This is a genomic window from Marivirga sp. (assembly GCF_051117495.1).
Lineage (GTDB): Bacteria > Bacteroidota > Bacteroidia > Cytophagales > Cyclobacteriaceae > Marivirga.
Map to the genome: position 1 here is coordinate 21,565 of NZ_JBNPEF010000009.1, position 15,353 is coordinate 36,917.

A 15,353-nucleotide genomic window follows, 5' to 3' on the forward strand; every position below is an offset into this window, starting at 1 on the left:
TGACTAACTAGCTTGTGGAAGGCAATGCATTAAGCATCGCTATATGAAAATCCAGTGTTATGTTGATTAAATCCAATAAGATAATAATAGGTTCATGCCAAGATTTACTTGCTTGGCATGAACCTAATGAATTTAAATTATCATCCCAGCTCCCACCGTTTGTTGGCTGAATTCATCTATGATGATTAAGGAACCGGTATTTCTATTTTTGCGGTATGCATCATACAATAATGGTTTGGCCGTTTTCAAAGTGATCCTCGCAATGTCATTTGCTCCAACAGTCTTGTCTTCCTCATTCTTTTCTAAAGTATTGACATTTACTTTATACTTCACTTCTTTGATGATCGCTCTGGTCTCATTGGTAGTATGCTTAATGGTATATTTTCCACCTAACTTCAATGGATCAACATTCAACCAACAAACCATTAATTCTATATCCTGGCCTTTAGTGGGTTGATTATTGACTTTGGCCAACATATCTCCTCGGCTGATGTCAATATCATCTTCTAAAGTCATGGCCACTGACATAGGGGGAAATGCTTCTTGCAATTCTCCATCCATAGTTTCAATGGATTTAATTTTGGATGTGAAGCCTGATGGTAAAACCACCACTTCTTCTCCTTTACGGAAAATACCTCCGCTTACCAAACCAGCATAGCCTCGGAAATCATGGTATTCGTTGGACTGTGGACGAATCACCCACTGAACAGGAAATCTTCCATCTATTAAATCTCTATCAGATGCCACCTGAACATTTTCCAAAGTCCAGAGTAAAGACGGGCCTTTGTACCAATCCATATTTTCAGATTTATCCACTACATTATCACCATTTAAGGCCGAAATAGGGATAAATCGGATATCCGGAATTTCTAACTTGGCATCGAAGCTTAAGTAATCCTTTTTAATTTGCTCAAAGACTTCTTCCTTATAATCCACCAAGTCCATTTTGTTTATACAAACAATCACATGCTTGATTTGCAAAAGGGATGCAATGAAAGAGTGTCTTTTCGTTTGCTCAATTACGCCTTTCCTGGCATCTATCAAAATAATGGCCAAATTTACGTTAGAAGCTCCTGTCACCATATTTCGGGTGTATTGAACATGGCCTGGAGTATCGGCTATTATGAATTTTCGTTTAGGGGTTGCAAAATATCGATAAGCTACATCAATGGTAATTCCTTGCTCACGCTCAGCTTTCAAACCATCCGTCAAGAGGGCCAGGTTAACGTGTTCATCACCACGGTTTTTACTTGACTTTTCCACGGCTTCAATCTGATCTTCAAAGATTGATTTCGTATCGTACATCAAACGACCAATTAAGGTACTTTTTCCGTCATCCACACTGCCTGCAGTGGAGAAACGCAATAAGTCCATATCTAAATAACCGGCAGTATCTGTCTTGTTGTATTCTTCTGTGTCGCGCATATATTTTTCTTTAAAGTTGAAATATGAAACTTGAGACTAAAAAAAGCATCTCTATTTATTATTCTTTACAATTGACGTAAAAATTGCTGTTGGCTAATTTGCCTCGTTTCTCAATTTCAATAATGTTTCTTTATTATTAATACTTAATTCTTCTAATAATGCTAGCCAAAAAACCAGCTCCTTCATTGACTTCTATACTCTTTTCTTTTTGCTTGATCAAAAAGAAACAAAAAATCAAGAAAGTTTAATGCTTCCTCCCTCAATGCCAGCGCTGGCTCGCTAAACTTTCTTCCCTCCCTCTTTTCCGAGTTCCTCGGAAGTGGTCGTTTCAATACTATTCTAAGTAAAACGCAAAATTTCTATTATCTTTCTTGAAGCTTAGTTAACTGCAAATTAAAAACACTCCCTTTGCGAAAACTTAGCATCATTGCCTCTTTCAAAGAACTTTAAAAGTAGCCTTGCCTCTTTCTTTCTTCCATAGCAGCTTCTGATCTTTTATCGTCTGCTCTTCCTCCACGCTCCGTTTGTCTTGCGGCTGCTACTTCTTCTATGATTTTATCTAAATTATCAGCATCTGATTCTACAGCGCCTGTAATGGTCATACATCCCAAAGTTCTGTATCTAATCACTCTTTCTTCATATTTTTCCCCATCTAAAAGGGTGTTGTATGGAGATTTTGCGATCAATACACCATTTCTGTTCACAACTTCCCTTTTATGTGAGAAATAAATACTTGGCAAGGCTATTTTCTCCTTTTTAATATATTGCCAAACATCCATTTCTGTCCAGTTGCTGATAGGGAAAATTCGGAATGATTCACCCGGTGCCTTTTTGCCATTATATAAATTCCATAACTCAGGACGTTGGTTTTTTGGATCCCACTGTCCGAAATCATCTCTATGCGAGAAAAATCTTTCCTTAGCTCTGGCTTTTTCTTCATCCCTTCTTCCGCCACCAAAAGCCGCATCGTATTGACCCTCTTCCAACTTCTCCAACAAAGTGATGGATTGCAAAGTATTTCTGCTAGGGTTGATTCCTTTTTCTTCTACTGCTGTTCCTTTGTCGATAGAATCTTGTACCAAGCCCACATCTAAATTCACTTTATATCTTTCCGCCAAATTATCACGGAATTCTAGAGCTTCCGGGAAATTATGACCAGTATCGATATGTAATAAAGGAAATGGAATTTTTGCCGGCCAAAAGGCTTTTTGAGCCAAATGCACCATGGTTATAGAGTCTTTTCCACCAGAAAATAAAATAACCGGCTTTTCAAATTGAGCCGCTACTTCACGGAAAATGTAGATAGCTTCTGACTCTAATTGGTCTAAATGTGATAAATTGTAAGATGACATATTGTTTTAATTCTAATTTTTTAATTTCTTTTTCTATGGAATAAAACCTACTGATTAATATTTTATTCTATTGATAATTGCTTTCACTAATTGCTGATGACTCTCCTCTAAACTTTGATTGGCCGTATCCACAGCTACATCTGGTTTTTGAGGCACATCAAAAGGCGCACTGATTCCAGTAAAATCGGGGATTTCGCCTTTTCTGGCTTTGGCATAAAGCCCTTTTACATCTCGCTCTTCACAAACCTCCACCGGACAATCCACATAAACTTCCACATAGCCATCTCCAATGATTTCTTTGGCCATATTTCGGATGTCATTAGTTGGACTAATAAATGAACAAATAGTGACCAATCCAGCATTCATAAAGAGCTTTGCCGTTTCGGCTGCTCTTCTGATATTCTCAGTTCTGTCTTCAGGGCTAAATCCTAAATTATTATTGATACCTGTTCTCATGTTATCGCCATCGAGCAATTGGGTAAGATAGCCTTCTTCATGCAAACTGTTTTCCAAGGCCCTAGCTAAGGTGCTTTTTCCAGAACCGGATAAACCCACCATCCAAATGACAACGGATTTTTGCTTGAGCATTTTTTCCTTATCGGAACGACTCAGAATAGTATCGAATATGGGATAAATATTTTCCAAACTGATTTAATTTTTGGCAAAGTTAATAGGATAAAATTATACTAATAAGCATTTCTTGCGTAATTTTGCAATTCTCCAAAAATATTTAAAGTCTATTGGGTTTGTAGGCTAATAGAGAACGATTTTGGTGAAAAAAATTTTAAGGGATTTCGGTTCGGAATTGAAAATCAAGAAGTTTATTGTATGAAAATTGAAAATTTAGTAGAAGAAGTAAAAACAATTGCCCAAGATGCAGGGGCTGCCATCATGAAAATTTATGCAGATGCAGACCTAAGTCAAGTGGTAGATTATAAGGCAGATGACAGCCCATTAACTTTGGCTGATGGTGCAGCTGATAAGGTCATCAAAAAAGGATTGGAAGCGCTGTCAGTTCAATATCCAATCCTGTCAGAAGAAGGTAAAAAAATGTCTTATGAAGAAAGAAAAGACTGGAACACTTTCTGGTTGGTTGATCCTTTGGATGGCACCAAGGAATTCATTAAAAGAAATGGCCAATTTACGGTGAACATTGCGCTAATTAAAGATCATTATCCGGTTATGGGCGTCATTTATGTTCCGGCTACCGATACTTTTTATTATGGAAGTGAGCTAGGCGCATTTAAGGAAGAAGCAGGAGAAAAAATTGAATTAAGGGTAAATCAGAAATCCGCTGACAGAATTGCCGTTAGAAGTGCATCACATGCATCTCCTGAAGAGGATGAATTACTATCAAAATATGATGTGAAAGACAGCATATCAAAAGGGAGCTCATTGAAATTTTGCATGGTAGCGGAAGGAAAAGCCGATATTTATTACAGACATGGCCCAACAATGGAGTGGGATACAGGAGCAGGCCAAGCCATTTTGGAAGCTTCGGGAGGCAAAGTCTTTAAAGAAAATACTGAAGAAGAAAGGTTCGATTATAATAAAGAAAATTTATTGAACGGTAGCTTTCTGTGTTTGGGATAACCCACTATATACACCCTAAATCCCCCCAATATCCCTCAAAGGGTGACTTTGGAGAGTGCTAAATTGAAGTGCGATGGATGTTGGAAAATGGGGTGAGGGTTTTTATTTAGGTAAACAAAGCGCAAGCTAGGAAGCTCGTACTCAATGTCGTTAAGTTAAGCCATTATTAAGCCTCATCATTCTTTTAAGTGACAGTACGTATGCTGTCTTCCCTTGCCCCTAGTTGTGCCTGCCTGTGCAGACAGGTCTCCACAACCAGTATGCAGAATGTTGCTCTGCTTTCCTGAAGAGCTTAGAAACTCACAATAGGTAGAATAAATTTAAAAAATTGTCAGGTGGCTATTTGAAGTTTTCATAAGTTATTTCGAAACACCCATACGCTTCGTTATTTATGAAATTTAGAATTTCCTCTTCCTTAGTTAAAATTATCTTTACAATTTGAACAGTTGTTAAGTTTCCTAATCTTAACCATACTATTTTAGGAGGATATCCGTAAACTGAATTCAGGTCGTTAAAGTCTGAATCTTGCGTTACGATAGTAAAATTAAAATCTTTGGCAAATTCCCAAATTTCCTTGTCATCCGCATTTACTAGACTTTCTTTTTTAATTGTGGTCGAAGCTGAAAATCTTGATGGTAATTCTTTTAAAATTCTATGAGATATGTTTTGATCAAAAATTAATCTCATATAGTAGCATGATATGTTTTATTTTCCCTATTAGCTGCAAAACTAAGTGCTGCATAAACATCCTCTTGAGTTAATTCATCAAAATCATGAAGGATTTCTTGAATTGTCATTCCCGAAGCTAACCAACCTAAAATATCGCTAACAGTAATTCGCATTCCTCTTATACATGGCTTCCCTCCCCTTTTACCAGATTCAATAGTTATAATATTTTTATATTCTACCATTTTCTTTTCTTAAATATATTTAAACATTTATACTAACGAAATGAAAGATTAAGATGTTCATTGTAGCAAAACAGTCTTTTAACTTAATTAGTAACTGCAAATTTCAATACTTTGTGCTCGCCTTTATCATTTGTGATCAAGAGATTATACATTCCGGTTTTGAGTTTTTGTGTATTCAATTCATAATTGAAAGTGCCTGGAACAAACGCTATCTCTTCAATTATCTTACCGGTCAAATCCATTACCTTTACCTTCAATTCCTGATCGATCGCTCTGGACCAGCGGATATTCAAATGTGATTTAGCTGGATTTGGATAAAGCTGAATATCCAAATCTTTTAAGGCTTTGTCACTAGACGTAATATTTTGCAAGGATAGTGTCTCGAAATCATCCGTCTGAGCAGATTGTATGATTTCTCTTGTTTCTATATCTTGCAAGAATGCCACCACCGCCAATTCATTTTCATCAGATAGATATTGGGCCGTAAACTCAAAGGATTGAGAGCCATTGTTTAAATCTTCTAAAATCATACCTCCATTATTGGGCAATAATTTTCTTAGAACATGATAATAGGTTTTCGATTCATTGGTGCCTAAGTCCCCACCAGAAACTTCTTTTTGAATTATAGCCACAAATAATCTGGTGTTTTCAGTCAGCGATTCGGATTCATTTAAATTATAATCAACATTAATCAATAATTTTTCTTGTTCAGCCGTTGCATTAATATTTATTGTGGCCATACTGGCTACAAGCCGTGCTTGATCCAATTCAATTTCTCCAGATTCACTAAAATTGAATTCTCTGTTTAATTTTCCATCAATCGAAATCCGGTCTCTATCTTCATAAGCATCATAATAATAAATCCGCGAGAGCATAGCCGAGGAAAATTGCTTGTACAATGTATCATTCTCATTTATTCGATAATTAATCCAAGCAAAATCTTTGGATTGTTCATAAACACTTTGGATACTTTTCATCTCCACACTGTCATCAGCTGAAGTATTATCACCAAAATATTCTACCAATACATTTCGATTAAGACTTTCAATTCGGAAATTATCAATAGCCACACCATCATTTTCTACAGATTGTTCATTTTCATTGGATCTCGACTTAAATTGAAATCTAAACATCACCTGGTTTCTATCCTGTGATGGAATTGCTTCTAATGCATGGACTGCATTATTAACCAATACTTCACCATCCTCGATATGTTCACTTGACCAACCAACAAATGATGGGTTATTATTTACTAGTTCATTATCTACAATATTTGTGGTTCCAATTCGAGATTTAATGTCCCCATCATTATACCAATTAAGACCTGAAGATTGGCTTCCATCAAAATCACCCAACAAATTCCATTGTTTGGTTGGATCTTCTATCACTTTATCATCAGTGGAATATTCTAAAATTAAACCATCATCGTTCTGTACCATATCAAGCCATAAATCGAAACTCAAAACTGGCTTAGACACTGCACTTATGTCAAATGCTGGAGAATAAACATAGGATAATGCACCAGGATTATAAGAACCATCGGCATTGGTAATCCAAACTTTATTGGATGATTTAATATTGGAGTTTTCTGTTGGCACTTCCAATTCCCAATCATTATCACGTCCATCAGGACTATAGCTGATCCATTCACTATTGTCATTTTCAAAATCATAAACATACTGAACACCGGATGTTGCTTTTGGCAATATTAGCATTTCTTCAGTATGTTCAGCTTCACAACTGTTTGTGGTATATACTTTAAAAGTCATCTGATATCTTCCAGCACCCAGACTAGTAAAGTCCACAGATGTGGTGGAATCATTTTTCAACGTAAATACACTACTGGATACCTCAATTAATTCATCATTTTGCCATTTTTTAAGCTTCCATTCCAAAGTATCAATATCTGATTCATTTGGCGTACTGGTAAATTCAATTCCTTCTTCTTGGTAAACCGAGCTGTTCCAACTAAAATCCGGATTATTAACCCTTCTGTAGGTAACGGCTGTTGATTCACTTTCACATAAGTCATTATCTTCCCCGCTACTATTGACATTTCTCCTCAATACGTAAAATGTTCTTTCCTTTGTAGTGGCAAAGAAATTTTCATCTGGCACAAAAGTTAATCCTTCCCCAATAGGATCTAAAGAGAAATCTTGACTTGCATACCAAAATATTTCTTGATTAGGATTATCCCCTGTATAATTACTTACCCTTGCGGTATCCAATACATTGTTCACATAACATAAATTAGTAGAATTTACTATTGGCTTTTGGGGTTGTCTCCATACTAAGAAATCAAATATCTCCGAGTTTTGACAAGTATTTTCATCTTGATAGGTATATCTAATTTCGATACGTATTGAATCTTCATTGATTCCTTTGAGGTAGCTTAATAAAGGTCCTGGGTCGAATTCATATCCTTCGAGGCTATCTCCTGTGAGAATTTCAGAAGGCAAGCCTTCATTAACTACTTCAAATGAAAAATTAATACCCGGATTACCTGTTTCAGGTTCAAGTTCTTCTGGTTCATCATAAGTACAGAAATCATATTCTGGCTCAGAATAAAACAATTCCGGCAATGGATTTACAACCACAATTTGTTCTCCAATATTTTCAACATCATTTGCCGAATTTTCAGGATCCGCTATTGAATATTGAATGGAAATTAGAGATGGATTTTCACTGCCTTCATTTTCAGCTAATGCAATTTCAGGATTAAAAATTGCCCGTAAAATTTCCAATGTATCGGTTCCAACAATTACTTCTTCCCTGCCTATGACATTGATTCCGGGGCCATTGATATCACTTACTATAAATCCTTCAGGAATAATGGCATTATCCACTGATATCGTGTCCGAAGCATCTAACTCGCAATATTGGGGAGCCAAATTTGGAAATATGGTTTCGGCATCAAATACATTAAATGATATTGTGCTACTGGCCGAACAACCGAATTCATCTTCATAAATAAAAGTTACTTCATGCACATCATTCTCGTCTGTAATATCGGTCACTCCCAATTGGCTGGTATCCAAGAAATAATCACCATTGCTATTCTGAATAACCCCCGGTCCAAAAAATTCGCCTCCTATTTCTACTGCTCCTTCTTGCCCTCCCTGACCTTGCAATAAAATCAAATCAGCCGAATTGGATAGGGTGGTGGTAGAATTATATAAAATCTCGGCAATGGGTTCAGGCTTAATGGTAATAAAAAAGGTATCCGGTAAACTTACACATCCTGTTAATGTATTAATTTCATTTACTATCAATGTGTCTTGTGTTTCCTGAGCAACTTCCCTAAAGTTTACTATTAAAAGATTACCAGTTTCTAAACCATCAATTTCATTTTTATCGTTTAAGCCTTCGCTATCCTGGCCTGTATTGGTTAATGACCATGTGAAAGTACTTTGAGAACTGCTGGCAGACATTCTGAATCGAACACTTTCTTCTCCGGAACAAACAATTTCCGGATCCAGTGATTTGGATGGTGTTGGCAAATCATTGATGCTTATCTCTAATTGCCTAGGGTCAGGTGTTCCTCCACAACCTCCTCCCGAAGCGGTTGGGATGGCCTCCAAAATCGCTCCACCATTTTCAACTTCCATTGGACTTGCTTTATAAATTGCTTGAGGATTGGTAGAGGTCAAAGTAAAACTATTGTCATTTTCATCATCTGCAAATCCCCAGCTTCCATCATGGCCACCTGCTTCACCATATTGATCGACCCTAGTCCATTCAATTCCATCAGCTCCACCGCCTAGAGCCGCATTAAGTTGAGCTGTGGCAATACTAGTGGTTTCATTAATTGGCTCTTTACATATTGATAGGTCATCACCCAAACGAACCGAAATGGTAGAAACAAATCGAATCAAAACTACATCTTCGTCCGGCACGCAAGGATTAGGTGCTGCAGGATCATCAGAAATAAGTCGCAATACAATTTCCCCTTCTGATGCATCTGCCAGACTTGGGTAATAAATCGGCTGGATATCAGTAGTAGTTTTCACACTTCCATCAGGACTAAATCCACCACCATTTTGGCTAGGCCCTTGATCTATAGTCCAAGTTCCTGTAGTAACATTGCCATTAATTGAAGGTAAGACCCCCACTAGGCCAGCATCAGAAAAATCGATTTCATTGGTGGTGGCTAAGCAAATCTCAATCAAGCCTGCACCAAATTCCGAATCAAATATACCGCCTGCTTCTACAGTTGATCTTGTGTATTCTTCAACATCTAATGTTGTGCCTAAATCAGGTGCAGAACATCTGTTTAAATCCTCATCTTCGTCTATTAAGGAAATAATCTCATAGGTATTAATTCCTGATTGTGGCGGGTTAACGTTGAGTATTTGCCCGGAACTATAGCCCGTTTCTGTAATGATTTCAGTCCCGTTATCATATTCCAAAGTATAGGTACCCGAACCTCCTACAATATCTACCCTTAAAGCGGTTTCAATTGGAGATCCACCTTCGGGATCGTCACAAACCACATCAGTCCCAGGATTTACAAGCACTAATTGAGCACTGCTTGGCCCTACTTTTATATTGTCCTGTGAAGTTGTGGATGCGTCATCTGTATTTCCCGCCTGACCGTTTTGCTTGTCCAAAGTAATGGTGCCGGGCTCTGTTCCAGCTGGAACTGTGAACTCGATATTTTCATCATCAATAATAGTAAATGTAGAAATGGTAAAAGGAGAGCCTCCATTAATATTAGTCCTTATCCTGCTTACACCAGTAAAATATTTCCCTTGAATCGCAAAGGTTTCCCCAACACAGGCTCCTATTGAAAAATCATCTATTCTTGCAGGGCCAAAGGTTGTAAATGACCAAATATTATCGGCTGTAAATCCTGCAAATTCATTTCCTGCCCTATCTACAATTGCGCCCGGATCAAATTCAAAATAATATTCAGTGGTATCATTGAGAATGGTTTCAAGTGAAATAAAATTCAATGTAGAATTTGTATTATTTGTGAAAGCTGTAGCCCCATCTAAAGTTTCCAATACATTTCCTGATTCCATTTCCACTATTCGAATATTATTTGTACCCGCCCCACTTACTGCTTCATTCAATTCTATAGTGAAAACCATTTGTTGTGATACATTTAGGTCTCCACTAGCAGGATTGAAAGGATCAACTTCTAATTCGGGCACTTTTGTATCAATTGTGATATCTTTATTTCCGCCTAAAGAATTACCACTGCCTGTTGCGGGTAACCCTAAATCCGCATTTATGTCTGCCTGATCTGTTATTGTTCCTCCATTTAAAATTAAACTATTGGTAGCCACATAATTTAGATCCACCACATCTACTAAGCTGCCACCATCTGCTGCCTGAACCGTGTAAGTAAAAGTAAGAATATTTGAACCATCGCCACTTTGATAATCAGCTTTGTCGCCTGAATTTAATTCGAGCTGAGGTGTTCCACTTACGGAAACATCTTCATTAAAAGCTATAGTAATATCAATAATATCCCCTGCTTTATAGAATCCGTCAGCATTGGTGGAAGTAACATTGTCAATATTGGCTGGGTCAGTATCGACTTGTATAGCCGCATTATCCTGTAAACGATCTGGGTTATTTGGTAATATTATTTCTGCATCGTTTCCAGCTAAATTTTGAATCTCCCCTCCATTCAAATTAAACTGGACAACATCCAAATCCGCTGTATTTTCTCCAGAATTCACAGCCCCTACAGTATAGTTGAAGTTAATTGTATTTCCTGTAACATTTTGGAAAGTTGCTTCTCCCCCTGAATTTAAATCCAAAGAAGGATTTCCTGAAACTGTAACATCTTCATCAAAAACTAATTGAATATTAATATTATCTCCTGGGCCGTAAAGTCCATCAGAACTGCTCGAGTTAATAAAATCAACTCGAGGTCTTTTAGTATTGATATTAAAATTACCAGAAGTAGCCGGATCCATTAAATTACCTGCTACATCCTCAGCATCCGTAATATCAAAATTGATGTTACTTAATACCTCTTCAGTCAAATCGTGACTAAAGGTGATGGTGTAAATCAAATCTCCTCCACTCCAAGCTCCATCACTATTATCGGACATATTGTTAGTTCCATCAACCACTATTGTAGGTTCAATAGCATCATTCATTTGCTTATTAAATGTGATTTGAAGCTCAATTGTATTATTTGGTCGATTTACTAAGGATCGATCTAAATTAATTGAGGATGCTTCTGGATTTTCGGTATCAATGCTGAATAAATCATTCTCGGTAAAGTCATCTAAAATGTTTCCTGATTTATCAGTAGCATTTTCAATCAAAACATCAATGTTTTCCACTAATTCATCTTGATCCGTTAAATCATAGAATAAAGTATAAACAGTATTACTGGCTGACCAAGCGCTGTTCCCGTTTGGCGCAGATAAACTGTTGGTAGGGTCTTCAACAGGAAAAGACACCAATGGAATGGAAGAAGGATCCATTTCCTCATTGAAGGTAATTTGAATTTCAAGCGCATCATTCCCTAAATCCTTGCCTGAAAGCAAAGTTGGGGTGGCCAACACTTGATTTACCAAGGGTTTTGTGATATCCTCAAAACTATAGGACTGGGCAAAATCATTAGCCAATTTATTAGCTGTATTACTGAAATTTAAATCTGTAATATTCAGCCCGACAGTCAAATCCGAATTATCAAATTCATTGACAGATTCATCCACATCCACAAGGAGGAAAAAATATTTTGTTTCGTTACTGAAATTTTGCGTAAGACCGGTAAAGGTTATGGTATTATTACCATTGTCCACAACAGGTGAGGAGGCTATTACACCATCTGTTCCCGTACCATCGAAAGTATTATCTGCGGAACCGGCTATTTGAATATTCTCAATTACATTTGTCAAATCAATATTGGTAGTAAATTCAATTTCTTGTAATTGTGTGCTTCCCAAAACCTGAACTGAAAATCCTAAAACTGCTTGCTCTGTGGTGCCACTTTGTAGTGTTCCACTATTTAAACCTGTAGTTAATTCTGTTAATCCAACTGTAGGATTAACACTTACTGCATTTGAATTCCCAAAAAAGCTATCAGTATTATCCGTGATGGTTAAAGTACCATCGCCACTTCCTTGGTAATTAAAATTAGCAGGAAATTGCATTTCACCATTTGTAAAAGTGGTCGGCAAGTTTTGCATACTTATACCATCTCCATTAGTGATGGTAAAATTAGTGGTGTAATCCAAATCCAAATTTCCATTGGCATCCGTTACTTCCACTACTGCTTGAGGACTCACATTTTCACCTGCATTGATAGTTGAAGGTGGATTTGTTATAAAATTAAAATCAGTAGCAATTACCTCAATTTCATTATCAGCATCATTTGTTGTAATTTCCAATCCAGCTCCAGTAGCAAATTCACTTGAATTACCCTCTGTAGTAATTGCGGAAGGATCTAATGTAAAGACAAAGTTTTTTCCATCTATATCAGTAGCTGTGATAGTTTCTTTTAATTTTATTTGTAGTTCTACATTGATGCTTCCGCCATCCGCTATGTAACCAAATTGACCTGCATTGTTATTATTGTTAGTCGCTATTGAAACATTAATTTCATTAACTGTGGTGCTGATAGTAGCAGGTAATTCTTCTCCGTTATTAGTATTAACTACTTTAGCCTCCTCTACAATATTATTCCAAAGCGTTGGAAGATTTTCAAACTCATCATTTGCCCCTGCAGAAAAAGTAAATCCAGAAAGATTGGTTGTTTCATTGTCACCCCCCAAATCATTCATATCAAAATCCATTACCGTAATAAAACTGCCCGAAGCATCATTAAGTACCGAAGAAATGGTAGGTTCGGCACCAATTAATGTAAGGGTATTGCTTTGGTCAGCGGGATCGGTGGTAATTGTTTCACTATCTGGACCGAAAGCATAACAAAAGGTAGTGTTTTTATAAGCATAAATCGCAAATGTATATTCTGTAGAATTACTAAGATTCGTTACCGTTATGGAAGTTCCTGCATCAGCATAAATTATTTTATTACCATCTAAATCCGGCTCACCGGCATTTATGAAACTTGTGCTTGCTTCTCCTTCAAAATCATCACCATTTTCTACCGTTAAGTCAACATTCGCCCCTTGTTTGGCCACCACCAAATATTTATCCGCTCCTGTTACTGCAGCCCAACTTAAATCAATTGAGCTGGCCGTTTTATTGGTAGGGGCATTAAATGTTGCCGTTCCTGAAGGCGGTTCACATAAAGTAGAAGCAGTTTTTAAAGGTGGTGAAGTAATATTATAATTGTAAGTTTCAGAAACAGGAGTACCTGCGTCATCAGCAAATGTGTAAGGAATAACATGAAAAGCATATTCTGTACCAGAATTCAAGGTTGAAATAGTGGTTGAAAGACTATTTCCCACATCTTCAAAATCAAAGCCCGGACTTGAAAGATCGCCCGGAGCCAAACCATCCTCCAAATTTGTAAGATCAATAGCTGTATTGCCTGTTTCATAAATTACCAAATATCCATCGGTACCGGTTACGGCATCCCAACTTACATCAATACTGTTTGTTGTTTCATTGTCTAAAATAAAATTTCCCCCGTCCACATCGCCTCCGGAAGCTGGATTGGCTAAAGTCCAGTGAGTGGCTACTGGCGCATCACTCTTCCTATAATGTATTGTTTCATCATTAGTACCATCAGAATTATAAACAGGAAGAATAAATGAATATTTTGTTCCTGCGGATAAACCTGCAGTACCGATTTGAATAGCATTATCATCAGGCTCAAACACAAAATTTGCACCTGCAATTTGTCCGTCAGGCCTAGCTCCGTTATTTAAATTTGTCAGGTCTTCTGGTGAATCACCGGATTTATAAAATAAAACAAATCCGCCATTATCAGGAAAAGTATAGCTATCAAATGTAAAGTATATACTATCTGTGAAATTATCTGCAAATTGAAAATTACTAACCGCTTGGGTTGGTTGGGTTGCCAATGTGAAGGCAGAAACCAATTCTACTCCTGGTGTTCTATAATTGTAAGTAGCGGGTTCATCGGCAGCATGTGCAAATGCAATAATTCTGAAACTGTATTCTTCTCCTGCTGTTGGAAGGGAAATAGCAGGAGAGGTAGAGCCTGACAATTGAACATATTCATAACCATCAGCATCAGTGAACTCACTTCCATCAGTGCTTTTTGTTCCATCTACAACGCCCGTTATGTTTGGGGCTACACTACTGTTTTCTTTCCATAACAGAAGGTAACCATCTGAGGAATTAACCTGATCGTAGGAAATAGTAATTTCATCTATCGCTTGGCTAATAACAGCGGGATTAGTGGGGTCACTTGTTGGCTCATTGGCTAAGGTATAAGCCGTAACAGTACTGTAAGTAGTCAAATTGTAATTGGTAGTTTCTTCCGTATCAGCGCCATCATTGTTAAAAGGAATAATAGAAAATGAATACTGAGTACCCGGTGATAATGATAAAACGGTGCCTGATTCTGTTGCATCACTATTAATCACCAATTTATTGGCAAAAGATTGATTTTCCGGAAGTACACCCAAATCCAGTATGCCATCAGGATCAGGAGCAGTTGCGCCTGTTGTATATAGAATTATGTATCCATCCGTTGTGGTGCTACTGGCTGCTGTCCAATTTAATTGGATTTCATCATTTGTGATATTACCGGTTGTAAAGTCAGCTATGGCATTAGGGAAAACTTCGGAAAGGGTATAAAAAGAGCCTTCTGAACTTGTTTCATTTTCGGTATCATCAGAAGATTTTTCAGCATACAGTTCGTAAAAATATTGAGTCTCAGGCGAGAGACCAGATAAATTGGCATTAACTGAAGCTGTTCCATCCACATTAAAGTTCTCTATTAATGTGGAAGAGAGATTAAGACTTCCACTTGTCTCCCCGTAATTAAATTGATAATTAACATCTACAGCAGAGGATGTCTGTATTTCTCCATTCAGTGTTGCCTCACTTATGGTAATATTAGATGCGCTACTAATAGTTGTGCCCGTTAATTGAGCATTCACTTGAAAGCTTGTAGCCAGAAATAAAATTAATATATGTAAAAGTCTCTTCATAAAAATCTGCTTAC

7 protein-coding genes are annotated in these 15,353 nt (G+C 37.2%); 1 reads left to right on the forward strand and 6 read right to left on the reverse strand.

Going from position 1 to position 15,353, the window contains the following annotated elements; translation table 11 throughout:
• Window positions 1-132: 132 nt before the first annotated feature.
• The 3 genes from cysN to cysC form a co-directional block, all read right to left on the reverse strand.
• A complete protein-coding gene (gene cysN, locus ACFE0M_RS05830; protein ID WP_434544808.1) occupies window positions 133-1,425 on the reverse strand; it encodes a sulfate adenylyltransferase subunit CysN in 1,293 nt (430 codons plus the stop codon).
• Between the two features lie 446 nt (window positions 1,426-1,871).
• Complete coding sequence (gene cysD / locus ACFE0M_RS05835) at window positions 1,872-2,777, reverse strand: sulfate adenylyltransferase subunit CysD (RefSeq protein ID WP_434544809.1); 906 nt, start codon at window positions 2,775-2,777, stop codon at window positions 1,872-1,874.
• A 54-nt stretch (window positions 2,778-2,831) separates the two neighbouring features.
• Window positions 2,832-3,422, reverse strand: a complete 591-nt coding sequence (gene cysC / locus ACFE0M_RS05840) for an adenylyl-sulfate kinase (RefSeq protein WP_434544810.1) — start codon at window positions 3,420-3,422, stop codon at window positions 2,832-2,834.
• Between the two features lie 183 nt (window positions 3,423-3,605).
• Here cysC and cysQ point away from each other — a divergent pair, with 183 nt between their 5' ends.
• Window positions 3,606-4,370: a 3'(2'),5'-bisphosphate nucleotidase CysQ gene (gene cysQ, locus ACFE0M_RS05845; protein WP_434544811.1), complete on the forward strand. Its 765-nt coding sequence runs from the start codon at window positions 3,606-3,608 to the stop codon at window positions 4,368-4,370.
• 339 nt (window positions 4,371-4,709) lie between these two features.
• Here cysQ and ACFE0M_RS05850 read toward each other — a convergent pair whose 3' ends face one another.
• From ACFE0M_RS05850 to ACFE0M_RS05860, 3 genes are all read right to left on the reverse strand, one after another.
• Complete coding sequence (locus tag ACFE0M_RS05850; RefSeq protein WP_434544812.1) at window positions 4,710-5,057, reverse strand: DUF5615 family PIN-like protein; 348 nt, start codon at window positions 5,055-5,057, stop codon at window positions 4,710-4,712.
• The gene (locus tag ACFE0M_RS05855) at window positions 5,054-5,281 is read right to left on the reverse strand and encodes a DUF433 domain-containing protein (protein WP_434544813.1); all 228 of its coding nucleotides are present in this window, start codon (window positions 5,279-5,281) and stop codon (window positions 5,054-5,056) included. Before ACFE0M_RS05855 ends, ACFE0M_RS05850 begins: the two co-directional genes overlap by 4 nt.
• A gap of 83 nt (window positions 5,282-5,364) precedes the next feature.
• On the reverse strand, window positions 5,365-15,339 hold the full coding sequence (locus tag ACFE0M_RS05860; protein ID WP_434544814.1) for a T9SS type A sorting domain-containing protein: 9,975 nt from the start codon (window positions 15,337-15,339) through the stop codon (window positions 5,365-5,367).
• Between the last annotated feature and the right edge of the window lie 14 nt (window positions 15,340-15,353).

What these genes read in the sequence shown, in the direction of transcription:
- cysN (WP_434544808.1), bottom strand. Translation starts at nt 1,425, where the DNA reads ATGCGCGACACAGAAGAATACAACAAGACAGATACTGCCGGTTATTTA.
- cysD (WP_434544809.1), bottom strand. Translation starts at nt 2,777, where the DNA reads ATGTCATCTTACAATTTATCACATTTAGACCAATTAGAGTCAGAAGCT.
- cysQ (WP_434544811.1), top strand. Translation starts at nt 3,606, where the DNA reads ATGAAAATTGAAAATTTAGTAGAAGAAGTAAAAACAATTGCCCAAGAT.
- ACFE0M_RS05850 (WP_434544812.1), bottom strand. Translation starts at nt 5,057, where the DNA reads ATGAGATTAATTTTTGATCAAAACATATCTCATAGAATTTTAAAAGAA.
- ACFE0M_RS05855 (WP_434544813.1), bottom strand. Translation starts at nt 5,281, where the DNA reads ATGGTAGAATATAAAAATATTATAACTATTGAATCTGGTAAAAGGGGA.
- ACFE0M_RS05860 (WP_434544814.1), bottom strand. Translation starts at nt 15,339, where the DNA reads ATGAAGAGACTTTTACATATATTAATTTTATTTCTGGCTACAAGCTTT.